Annotated in this window: 6 protein-coding genes; all 6 read right to left on the bottom strand. The window is 53.0% G+C overall.

Annotated elements, in window-relative coordinates:
* Positions 1-403: 403 nt before the first annotated feature.
* The 6 genes from RID21_RS07215 to RID21_RS07190 all read right to left on the bottom strand — a co-directional run bounded on the left by RID21_RS07215 (position 404) and on the right by RID21_RS07190 (position 12,533).
* Positions 404-1,864, bottom strand: a complete 1,461-nt coding sequence (locus tag RID21_RS07215) for a hypothetical protein (RefSeq protein ID WP_350187982.1) — start codon at positions 1,862-1,864, stop codon at positions 404-406.
* 56 nt (positions 1,865-1,920) lie between these two features.
* Entirely contained in the window at positions 1,921-2,802 is an 882-nt protein-coding gene (locus RID21_RS07210) for a YybH family protein (protein ID WP_350187981.1), read from the bottom strand.
* A gap of 426 nt (positions 2,803-3,228) precedes the next feature.
* Complete coding sequence (locus RID21_RS07205) at positions 3,229-5,796, bottom strand: tetratricopeptide repeat protein (RefSeq protein WP_350187980.1); 2,568 nt, start codon at positions 5,794-5,796, stop codon at positions 3,229-3,231.
* Between the two features lie 395 nt (positions 5,797-6,191).
* Entirely contained in the window at positions 6,192-6,887 is a 696-nt protein-coding gene (locus RID21_RS07200) for a GntR family transcriptional regulator (protein ID WP_350187979.1), read from the bottom strand.
* Between the two features lie 13 nt (positions 6,888-6,900).
* The gene (locus tag RID21_RS07195) at positions 6,901-8,205 is read right to left on the bottom strand and encodes a DUF1552 domain-containing protein (protein WP_350187978.1); all 1,305 of its coding nucleotides are present in this window, start codon (positions 8,203-8,205) and stop codon (positions 6,901-6,903) included.
* Positions 8,206-8,276: 71 nt separating this feature from the next.
* Positions 8,277-12,533 (bottom strand): DUF1592 domain-containing protein, encoded by a 4,257-nt coding sequence (locus tag RID21_RS07190; protein ID WP_350187977.1) that lies wholly within the window; start codon positions 12,531-12,533, stop codon positions 8,277-8,279.
* Positions 12,534-12,744: the final 211 nt, after the last annotated feature.

The raw sequence follows: 12,744 nt of genomic DNA, 5'->3' as shown, positions 1-12,744 counted from the left end.
AGATCCCCTGTTTGGACATTCCTTTAAGTGACATACAACTAGTCAGTTACAGAAAATAACCTGAATGAACATTTAGAACATGTATACACATATCAATACTCTATCCATATCCAATCACAGGATACATTACCACCCTAACTAATCCTAAATAACCTATTTTTCATTTTTATTGATACAGTCGACACATGCGCATTTATCCTATTTCAACATGAATTCAGGATACAATTTATCATACCTGCCAAGACTAATTCGTCCTGAAGTGCACAAGTGCGACGGCCTGCTGAGCCTGTTGCAGTATGTACGGCTCAGGACGATCTGATGGTAAATAAAAAAAGCCCCCTGAGATCCGTAGATTTCAGGGGGCAAACGCCTGTCAGCTAATTCAGCTTGATAGATACATTACTCAGTTGGTCTGAGTATCGTCTCCTTTTGGTTCCGGCAGACGTACCAGCAACCAGGTCTGTGTCTTCTCTTCATTGAAGTGAACGAGAACGTTGGTCTGGTCCTGTGTCAGATTATAAACGCCAGTCTCCATGACCAGTCCCGGATTGCTGCCATCAGAAAAATGCCAGGAAGCGCGTTGGTTGTCTTTGTCAACCATGCCTTCAACCGGGTGAGTGACATCAGAAATGTCGTTGTAGAACGTTCCCGCGATCACGCCATCCTTGTCAACCGCCAACTGGAGAACCATATTGGTCTCCTCTGAGTCAGCATTCGTAATGGCATAGACTCCCAACGGCATCCAGTCCGTCTCCTCTGCATTCTGTTGCGAATCCTGAGGAGCGGAATCAGCCAGAGACAGGGCCTGCTGATAATATTCGTCCGCAGTGGCAACCGGCTGGTCACCATAATACACGGAGTTGTCCTCGTAATAGATGTTCGACCCATACTCATAATAGGACGGAGTGTTCCACCAGCCCACGAACCAGGAGGTCATGGCCACAGCAGTAACAGGGCGCCACCAGTATCCGGCCGGGTAACGTCCCCAGCCACGCTGATAACGCCAGGCAGGTGTATTCCAGCCGGGACGCTGAGTCCACCAGTCGCGATTAAAGGCGTTCACATGTCTGTTATTCCAGTTATTTCGAACATTATTACCCACGCGAACACGGTTATTGTTGATCTGATTAATCGAAATATCCCGCTTACCGGGACCACGGTTATTTATGGGACGGTCGCCGGGGCGATTTCCGGGACGATTCCCAGGTCGGTTGCCAGCTCCAGGGCGATTTCCATCTCCCGGACGATTCACAACATCAGGACGATTTCCACTACCAGGTCGATTGATGATCTCCGGTCCGTTTCCTCCCCCCGGTCGATTTCCACTGCCGGGACGGTTCACAACATCGGGCCGATCGCCGCTACCTGGGCGATTAATGATTTCAGGTCGATTTCCTCCGCCAGGTCGGTTACCACCTCCATTCCCCGGCAGGTTCAAAAAGTCCTGTAACTGTCCCTGGGTGGGACGGTTGCTGAAGTCGGGGCGGTTTCCCCCCCCTGGACGATTACCGAGATTAGGACGGTTTCCACCACTCGGCCGATTGCCTCCCCCGGGGCGGTTACCCAGATCAGGCCGGTTGCCGCCGCCTGGACGATTCCCCAGATTCGGTCGATTTCCGCCACCACCGCTGGGGCGGTTGCCCCCGCTGGGTCGGGAAACATTGGGACGCGAAGGTCGGCTCATTGAGGGGCTGGGCCGGGAAATCCCCCCGCCTCCGCCCCGGTTGAACCCACCTCCACCACGGGCTCCACCCCCGCCGCGAGCACCACCGCCTCCACCGCGGCCGCCGCGGGAGTAGGCATCGTGCGTCAGTAGAGAGACAGATAAAAGTGCTACAAAGAATGCAATTTGGGGAGTTCTCATTTTTCCCACCTTATTTTAAAGCTGATTATTAGCGATGAATTACGAAACCACTCAGATTACTTGCGGACAATGGTGATCTCGTCGACTCCCGGCAGGAGTTCGCCATCCACCTCGCGTCCCAGAGAACGAAAAGTAAAACTGTTGTCATCGATTTTGGTGATGACATTAATTCCAGTGGCCTTCTCGCCATTCGCCAGAACCTGTAATGTGCGTACGGTCCAGCGATTTTCAGTTTGAGTCCAGATCCCGACACCGAATCCACCTTCGGAGTCGAATAACCAGGAACGGATGGTCTGTTTATCCGGATCCCAGCCGATGACCTGCGTTCCTTCCAGAGCAACGCGATCCTGGATATGCACCTTGAAAGAACGCGTCATGAAGTTTTTATTCTTTGTCCACTTACAGACGGTTTCGACGGAACCGTCATCGCCTTCATCAACCCAGGTTCCGATCATCCATTCCAGTGATTTCAGTTGTTCGTAGTGTGATTGAGGCACTATGGCAGCTGTTTCTGTCACACTATCCAGTTTCCAGCCAGCGGGCGTTTTCACATGTACGGCCGAGTATTCAGTGATGCTGGGCTCCTGCTCTGGCAGAATGACCTCAGCCACACCGTTCTCAACGGCAACACCTGGTGAGATCAGCCTAATATCGACACTTTCCAGTTCGATTTTAGCGCCAGGCGAATCCTTAAAATACTCTGTGAAGCTTTTCTCCAGCGCCGACTGCCCCTTGATTGTTTCGCCTCCCGGTGGAGTGAATTCCCCTTCGGGTGTCCAGTGGCTGGCAACAGCTTTGGCATCTCCCTTGTCGAAAGCTGTTTTGTAAGAGGAAATCGCAGTGCGAATCAGGCCTTCCTCATCTGGTTTTGCATCGTCCGCATGCAAAAACTGACCCGCTGAACACAGCAGTAAAAGAAGCGGTAGTACTCGACGCATTATTTTTCTCCATAAACGGGGCTTCTCAATCAGAAATTCAGAATGCAAAATTGAATTTCCCGGTCTCATCATGACGATTTCGGGACAAAACGCGGTGTTGTCCCGCCTGAGAAACGCTGCAATTGCAGACGGATCAACAACGGTACGGGTTCCTGCGGCCCCACAGAGACTCCCATCGGGGAAGACTTAACCTTGCATTGTCGCCTGATTCCATGTTCGCATATTCATTTCGAATCTGCCAGAAGTTCTGATTCTTTCTCTATAGATTTTCATCAAATCGATCTATAGCCCCCGAATAGTTTTCAGAGCCTGTATTGCACAGCGGGAGAATACCCCCAGCGCCAGAACAGGCCGCTGGTGGTTGAGATCAGGTCAGAAATACAGTGCTTCCGCGGAAAGATAAGAAGACTACTGTGAAAACAACAGTTAGTATCGAGGCGTTTCTCTGAACCGGGCAATTTGCTGTAACGCCTTCTTGATCTCCGGATCATCGGGCGATGTCTTCTGCAGACTCAGGTAACTGTTCTCTGCCTCATCGAGCAGTCTGTAGAACAGCTGCAGGCGGGCCAGTTCTCTCAAAATCTGTGTATCGGAGTCGTTGCGATCATGAGCCTGTTGCAATAGTTTGAGTGCCTTGCCCGGAACGCCCTGTTCCTCGTATAGTTTGGCCAGTTTCAGGATCTGACTGGAGTCAGGCACCTTAGAGGAAGCAGATTCACTGGCCCAGGCAGAGGTAATCATTTTCTCGAGGTCCAGGCGCTGTCGGAGAGCCTGAGCAGCTTCATTATCCGCATCCTGCACCTGGTTTAATTCCTGAAGCGCCTGTTCCGCATCCCCCTGAATCAGTGCCAGCCGGGCCAGCCAGACGTGAGCCTGATCCAGTTCAGCGGTTGTAGACTGCTTTGAATCGAGCACTTTGTGCGCAAATTTTTCCGCTTTGTCGAACATGATCAGCTGCCACATATTATTGGTCAGTTTCAGATAGCTGCCCGGTTTTTCATGTTGTGATTCCCCCTGATTCTCCTCAGCCGCTTTCCGTCGTTTAAGGGCCAGTTTAATGCCGTCATTCAGGTTGCCCCGGATCATTTTCTGTCCCGGAGTTCGAGTGGCGCGGGCAAATTCTTCCAGCGCCTGGTCGTACTGGCGTTTACCGAGGTAAGACCAGCCCAGCATACTCATGAAGCGGGCATCCTGTATCCCAGCCTGTTCGAGATCACCAATGAACGCGATAATTTGATCATATTCTTCCGCTTTGAGCAGTTGATTAAGATAAGTCATACAGACCGAAATACGGCGCGGGTTTCGAGCCAGCCGTTTCCGGGCCAGTTCCATAGCCTCTTCTTCCCGCCAGTACTGATCTCGGACTGTACCTTCATAATTCGGCGCTACTTCAATAACCACAATTCCCGCTTCTTCGTAAACCGGAGTGAAGCGATAAATCAGATCATCATCCAGCAGATATCGGGGAAACATATCATTCGTATGTTTGCCATAAGTGACCAGGTAGCATTGTCCCATGGACTGAATGGCTTTATGCAGCTGATCGATATTGGACGGTTCGAAATAAAACAGTCTCTGATAGCGATGGCTGGCTGTGGAGACTTCTGCCCGCCGCGTTAACACACGCGCATGAGCTTTGGTATTCTGATTCAACCATTCGCCCGCCTTGACGAAGTCACTGGCAAACATGATGAGGTCCTCGTTAGAAAGTTCCTCTTCACTCTCCGTCTTCATGAGATGATTTGTTGCAATCAGATTGGCATCAACCCAGGTTTGTGAGAACAGCAGAGCAGCGACTCCCGCGACACCTCCCACGGCAAGTGTTTTCAGCAACCCTGCACGCTGGCCCAGTGAAGACTCTTTGATATAGAACAGGCCCGCAGGAACGAATACCAGAATCATGGGCAACCAGGGGAGTGAAAAACGGGTCTGCATCCACGGCCAGACAGAAAGCACTCCCAGCGAAAGACACAAGTAGAGTAAGCAGACTGCACCACCGCGTTTCCAGCAGCGCAGCATGCCTGCCAGCGAGATGACAAGTATCACTACGCTCCCCAGCGAATAGATCAGGGGAGAACCGGGGAGTGCATGATACTCTCCAGAAAGGACTCCGCTGTATTCGGGCACGGTTCCCGGCAGACCAGGGAAGATTTTCTGAAATAATCCATCGATGTAAACAAGCAGCCGATTCAGCATGCTGATTAGTGTGCCGACCACTCCCGCAGTCTTCATTTCCTGGAGCGCAATAGAACTGTAACTCATTGTTTTGAACTGGCTGTTGCGGAACATCCAGAATGCGGTCGCTCCGACCGCAAGCCCCACCGGGATCAGACAGATCCAGCGTTTCCGACTCAAGAGACACCAGAGTCCCACGGCCAGAATCATGGCGACGCCGATGGTTCTGAGAAAGGGAATAAACACCAGAAGTCCCGTCAGGCAGACCAGTTTTCCGAGAGACCATTTCTCTTCCTCGGCAGAAAAGAGGTAGAGAACCGCCAGCGTACATGCCATAAAGGGGATCTCGCTCATCACGATTGTGGCATAAACCAGAACATAAGGATTGGTCATCAGGACCAGGCTGACCAGCAGAACCGACCAGCGTAGTGGTGACAGCGACTCCGTAGACTCGGGGTCTGCTGTGCTGTTTATCAGTCGCCAGGCCAGTGTATAGAAGAGCCAGATCATGACGAGGGCGGTCATCAATACCGTCACTTTTGCGGCGATCACATCATAGGGGGCGATGATTGCAGCAGGCATCAACAGAACCGACATGCCTGGCGGACGTAAAGTGAAGTAAGGCTCCCCTGGTCGATCAAACTGTCGATATTCCTGGAATTCAACAAACCCCCGCGCCATCAGCACATAATCACTACTGTCGGGGTTGTAAAAATAGAACTGATTCAGACGTGCTGTACCTATTACAGCAAAGATGATCAGCAGCAGGATCGGCATTTTCCAAGAACGCGATTGTGGCGACAGATTTTCCTGATTCATTTCACGCAGGTACTTTTATGAGAGTGGATAACAGTCTTTCCAGTCAGTCTACCAGCCTACTCTACCTATTTTCATACCGGAAATTTAGGTTCTTCCGTATTTTGCGCACTTTCTCTGCCCTGGTTGTTTACTCCACGGTTAGACCAGGAAAATGAGCGTTGCCAACTGTCAGTATTCACAGCAATTAAAGTCCTGAGAGGTAAGCATTCCTTTCTGAAATCAGAATGGGACGCGTTACCCGGAAATTGGCTGGATTCCACTTCCTGCCACCAGCCAAACTGCACACAGATCCACTACCTCTGTCTTAACGAGTTAGCGGAGGCGCGTAGTTTGTTAAAGATCCTTTACAGTCGCAGCCTGCTCTGTACCTCTTGAAGTGGAATCATCAGACAGTATCAGGAAAGCTCATTCATTTCTGGCAGCCACTGATACCAGCCTTCGATATGCCCGCGCATCAGTTTTTCAATCGAGGCTCCATCACCGCTGCGGAGCGTGTTGATCAGTTCCTGATGGCTATCGATTGTGATTTCCTTAACACGGCCGGTGATCTGCTCATGACGACGATGCAAGGCGGCAAGCCAGAGTTCCAGAGAGGGGCGCAATGAGCGCCAGGTGGCTATCAGCCGGGAGCGGCGGCTGGAGGCCACCAGCAGATCATGAAATTCCATATCCAACAGGCTGATCTCTGCCAGCGTTTTCGTGTTCTGCATAGCCGACATATTCGCTTCGAACGCTGCATAATCGGCTGAAGTTGCCTGGGCGGCCGCATGCACTGCGACCATCGGTTCCACCGCAAGGCGGAGCAGGTACAGATCTTCAAAGTCAGCGGCGGTCATGGTCGCGACCCGGGTACGCCCGCGTTCATCGAATTCCACAATACCATCCCGCTCCAAGATCAACAGTGCCTCACGGACTGGAGATCGGCTGACTCCCAATTCAGAAGAAAGCACCGGTTCACTGAGCATTGTCCCGGGTTCGTACACGCCCTGGATGATTTCACTGCGCAAGCGAGATTCGACAGCCTGTGTCAGGGTCTGGCGTTTCAGTTTTGGCTGACCGGCGCCGCCTTTCGAAAATTGATCTATACTCATCATTAATTCCTGTCTAGAGACCTGCCAGGCGTTCTGTTGCATCGCCGAACTGATCCAGGTGCAACCCGAAACGGTCCATTAACGACAGATAGAGGCTGCACATTTTTCGATTCGGTTGATCGAGATAATTCAGCACCCGTCCGGTTTCCAGCTTGCCTCCTCCACGGCCCAGTATTACGACGGGCAGTTTGGTTGCATCATGACTGCCGGTGAGCATACTGCTGCAATACATCAGCATGGTATTATCCAGTGTAGTTCGTTCCCCTTCCTGGATCGCATCCAGCTTGGCTGCAATATAGGCCACCTGCTCGAGAAAGAACTGATTGACCTTGAGCCAGTCGTTTGATTCCTGATGTGAAAGCAGGTGGTGGATCATGTAATCCACGCCCAGATTGGGAAAGCGTAAAGACGAATGATCGTTGTTCAGCTTCAGGGTACAGAAGCGAGTCGCATCGGTCTGAAACGCCAGTACCAGAATATCGCACATCAGTCGCATATGCTCGGCGATGTCCTGGGGAATGCCATCCGCTGGCCGGGGAACATTCGGTTTATCAAGCGTGGGACGCCAGCCCTGTAATTCCCCTCGCTGCCCTGCCCGATCGATCCGCTGTTCTACTTCTCGAACCGAATTGAGATACTCATCCAGCTTCTGTTTATCACTGCGGCTGATGCCCCGTCGCAAGTCACGAGCATCACTCAGCACAGCATCGAGTACACTCTGATCACTCTGGCTCGCATCTTTGCGGAACAGTCGATCAAAGGCCAGCGCCGGGTAGACTTCCAGGGGCGTCGGCGTTGTTGGAGAACTCCAAGAGATATGACTGCTGTAAAGCATCGAATAGTTCTTGTGGACTGACGGATTCGACTTTTCGCAGCCCAGGACCAGGCTGGGGACTTTTGTCGTCTGACCGTACTGTTTCGCCAGCATCTGATCGATGCTGATTCCGCTGCGAATGCCGCCCCCTGCTTCGAGCGGCGCCCCCGTGAGAATATTTCCCGTCTGGGAACTGTGAATATTTCCTTTCAGCGCTTCCTCGTTATACAGCCCCTGAATAAACAGCATTTTTTCCCGGTGTGGCAGTAGCGGCTCAAGGACCTTACCCAGTTCCATAGTTTTGCCGCTCCCCTTGGCCCACCAGTGTTCGCGGTGAAAGCCATTGCCGGAAAAGAGTGCTGCAAACCGAATCGGAGCTTCTCCCTGAACTTCGTTCGTGCCCGCTTCTGCTCCCCAGACCCGCAATGATTCCAGCCAGGGCAATGCCATGGTGACGCCGAGCCCTCGCAGCATGGTCCGTCGGGTTGTCATAAAAGCGCTCATCTGATAACTCCTTGATCTTCAGAATTCGGTATCAGTTCGTTTCATCTTTTAGTTTAACAGATTCTATTGAATCAGTCCGCTGTCACGCTGCTGACACTCTGTTGCTCTGCACCGCGAATCATGCGGAACTGCGGACTGAGAACAATGGCTTGAATCGCGGTCGTGATCCGGTAGTCATCCTGTTTGAGTTGAGTCGTCATCTGATCCAGCAGGGGTTCATCAGACAACTGCACCGAGCGTCCCAGGGCATAGCCCAGCAGACGCCGATTAAAGGCCCGCAGGAAATCATCCCGCCGCTCGTTGAGCAGATAATTCCGTAGACCGGCGATTCCTGTCACTACAGTTCCATCGGGTAAAACCGAAGCATCGTCGATCGGATGCCCTTTCGCATCTTTATTCCGCAGACGCCCAATGCCGTCGAATTGTTCCAGAGTGAATCCAAAGCCATCAATGCGTTTGTGACATTTCGCACAGGCAGGATCGGCACTATGCTGTTCAATCAGTTGTCGCTCGGTCAGGTTCGCAGGAACTTCTTCCGGCAGAACCGGTACGTCTTTGGGAGGACGGGGAAGTTTCTCACCCAGTAGAAATTCCGAAACCCAGTTTCCTCTCAAGATCGGACTCGTTCGTGACGCGCCGGACTGCTTCGAGAGTGTCGCCGCCATCGCGAGGATGCCCCCCCGGGACTGTTGCTCAACTCCTTCTACCCGCTGCCAGTCTGATCCTGCCACTCCCTGTAGACCATAAAATTTGGCCAGCCGCTGATTCGCCCAGACATAGTCCGCATCCAGGATGGCCAGGAGGGGACGATTCTGCTGTAAAAGATCGGTAAAGAATCGAATCACCTCTTCGTACATATCACTGCGAAGTTCTGTGAACTCTGGGAAATGTCGCTGACTCTTCTCGTCAAACTGATCAAAGTTGCGCACGTGCAGCCACTGGCAGCCGAATTCAATCGCCATACGTCTGATTCGAGGGTCTTGCAGCATTCGCGTTACCTGCTGTTTCAGAACGGCTGGATCACGGAGCTTGCCTTGGGCCGCCAGTTCACGGAGTTCCTGATCGGGCAGCGACGACCAGAGAAAATAACTTAAACGTGAAGCGAGCTCATGATCAGAGACGAGTGCGGGCTGACTTCCGGAGGGAGCCGCTTCCGTCCGGTAGAGAAAGACTGGAGAGACCAGCACCCGCGCCAGCAGCATCTGGATCGCTTCGGTATGCGACAGTTTCTGCTCCCTTAACTGTGCATAGAGTGTTTTTAATTCGGATTGTTCTGCAGAGCTGAGTGGACGCCGCCAGGCACGGTCTGCAAATTTCAGGATGGCTTCAATGTGTATCGGCTCAGTTGCCTGAAGTCGGGTGCGAAATGCATCTGCCTGTCGCAGTATGCCTTCCCGCATGGGAGTAAAGGCACTCGGGTCGGCGTCCTGCGTCGCGAACTGCCAGAGCTGCTCGTAGGCATCCACCTGTCGCAAGGGTGAGCGACTGATAAAATGCAGCTCGTCCCACAGTCGATTCAGTTCTGCAGTCTGATCTGGATTCAGCATCAGCCGTTGCAGATGTTCGTCTTCCCGATAGTAAAGTGTCAGAGTGACGACTTCATCGACGGGAACAATGCGCGTGTAACACAGGGCAGCAGGAAACAGATTGCGGAACTCAGCGAACTGTGCCAGGACTCGTTCTTTGACCTGACTGTTTTCACTGACCAGCACCGGCGAAATCGGGATCACTGGCTTTTCACCATCGGACCAGGTCGATTTCTTCCCCCCACTCCGAAATGCGCCGGCGTGTAGCTCAGTCAGCGACTCTGGCTTTTCCGTGGACACTTTAAGTTGAACGGTTCCCTGTTGACTGGTGGGGGCATGTAACGTTCCAGTGGCTACGAATTCAACGCCGGCAGCCAGTTCGGGGGGTAAGCGGACTTCAATCACAGCCGGTGCCTGCACACACAGCGCGGTCGGCTCTACAGTCGTGCCTGTCGGGTGTTTGCCGAACAGCTTTGGATCCAGACCATATGCTTGATCGTCAGTCAGTTCTATGACTGCTTGCCTATCTGACCGATATTGTTGCCTGAGTGCTTCAAAAGCGGGACTGCGCAGGGATGTTAGCTGCCAATAGAGTTTTCGATCCGGAGCGTTTTCGGGGAGTTGTCCCGGCCCGACTTTTAGCAGACGCTGTAATTCTGCTGCCAGCTGTTTGCGGGTCTCAACGTCAGCTTCGGTCTGCCAGCGGGCGAGTAACGAACCAGCGGGAACATCAACGCGAGAGACCGGCTGATCCGGCTCACTGAAGAAGTGCCACACATTGGGATTGCCCTGCTGATCGGCGTGCGGGTTCCCTGCCAGAATATCGGATGAAATCTCACGAGCCAGATTCCATGCTGATGCTCCTGCTGTCACAGGAGTGATTGTCAGATCGACGTCCGTCAGGTCGCAGGAGTGATTTCCATCCCGCGGACCGATGCCGAGCAGCAGCATATCGCCGGTTCGTACCTTGAGTGATTCTTTGACCTCCACGGGAGACGCTTCCCGGGTGGTGGCATTCCCGGAAGCCAGCATCTGTCTCGTATTGCCGCGCCACAATTCCAGTCTCCAGTCGACGCCATTGCCACAACCGATATGTGCCCGCCTGACAGCGCCTTTGACATTGACCGTGCCGGTCATGGGACTTTTCCAGCCAATGATCACCCGCCGCTGGGGGGTGGGATGTACGGCGACATGGAGTGGCAGCATTTCGCCGGGAATTCGCACACCCTGATCGGATGCATTTGCCACGACACTCAAAGCTTGCTCGCCGACCCAGCCTTTGACGAAATCATAGTTCTGAATTTGCTCAGTCTGCTTTGTAATGTATCCCTTGATTGTCGGCTGCCCGCCATCCAGGCCCAGACAGGCCAGCCAGGCATGCAGAATTACTGGTTCGATGCCGTGCTTCTGCGCCAGTTTTTCCAGGTTGACCGCTTCTGTTGCCGTTTCCACCTCCAGCGCGACATTCAGACAGGCAGCCGTATGATCCAGAAGACGCTGGCGGTAGGCGGTCAGATACGCGAGATATTGACGAACTTCTTTCAAGGGTAATTCCGGCTGTCCGGGAATGATCAAGCGCGGATTCTGCCAGAGTGCGAAGTCACCCTGATTTCCATCACCGGCGGTACTGGTCGCCAGGTAGAGAGTAACCGAATCGCCACTTTTTACTTCGGGTAGCTTCAAACGCAGTTCCTGTTGTGTGGTGACCGGTTGCACTGGAACCTGCCAGGCTTCGGGTCCGCCCCGTTTACCGATATGACCAACTGTTGTGAACCGCCAGAGTGCCGACTGCCACTGTTGAATCAGCTCTGCCAGTTGAGGGGCATCCGTCGGTTTCGCGCGATTCCAGAAAACACGAATCTGGTCGAGCACTACGGAGGGAGTATTATCAGTCAAGGTCTGCCAGAGCAGGGTCAGATATTTCTCGTTCAAATCGTATTCACGTGCGACGGACGCAAGGTTTTTATGCCCCGACTGAAGTGCTTCCTTTTCTTTGAGTGTTGCCTGCAGATAAGCTGCGAGGGGAAGTCGCCCTCCGCCATTGGTTTCGAACTGGATCCCCTGCAGATTGACCGCGGTAGCGCCTTTGCTTGCAGTATAACGAGCATAGAATTCGCGAATCGCAGCCAGTTTTTCGTTCGTCCAGTCCCTGCGGGTGGTATTCGAAGAGAACTCGATACCATCCGGCAGCAGGACCGAGTGACTGGATATTTTCTTAGCGGCAGCGAAGTATTTCTGGATCAAAGCAGGAGACATCACCAGCGAATTTCCCACGTTTGTGAAACCTTCGCCGGCAGCACTGTCGACGGGAAACTGCTGCGCCGGTTCCAGAGGGACTCCTGTCAGATCCTGAATCGTATAGGTGTACTCGGCGTTATTCAGCCTGCGCAACACAACGGGGCCGGGATCTCCGGCGTTTGCCCGGGCTTCCGTATCAAGAACTGCCTGCACCCACTGCTGTAACGATGCGAGTTCCGCCTGCGTGGGTTGCGGCTTTGCGTCCTCGGGGGGCATCTCTCCATCACGGAGCATCTCCACAACCCGTTGCCAGGGAGTCACATTCCGGCGGAGATCAGACACACTGCGGAACTGTTCCAGATCGAGTTCGCCCTGTTTCTCGGCGGTATTGTGACAGTTCAAACAGTACTTTTTGAGCACAGCCTGCTGCTGATTGGCGAAAGTTGCCTGCAGGGGAGTAAATGGGTCTGGCGTCTGTGCTGAAAGAGTCTGGCTACAGGCACAAGCCAACACACAGATGAGTAGAAAACAGCGACCAGCCTGATATCCAGATCCCAAACGCATACGACACTCCCTGGCGTTTTACGAAAGCAAACTTCGATCGGGGAATGTACTCTTCCCGACATGTAAACCTTCAGCTGAATTACAGGGTGTCGACTGTCGACAGGTTTGTCAAGGCAGGAAATATCCGGAACGGCAGCAGGATACAGCGGAAACGCCGCTGATGCGCTGACCACGACGCTAATTGACTATCAGAATAAATTTCAGGCAATAC

Source organism: Gimesia sp. (assembly GCF_040219335.1).
GTDB lineage: Bacteria > Planctomycetota > Planctomycetia > Planctomycetales > Planctomycetaceae > Gimesia.
Note: the sequence above shows the minus strand (reverse complement) of the source record. Positions and strands in the feature narration are given on the sequence as shown.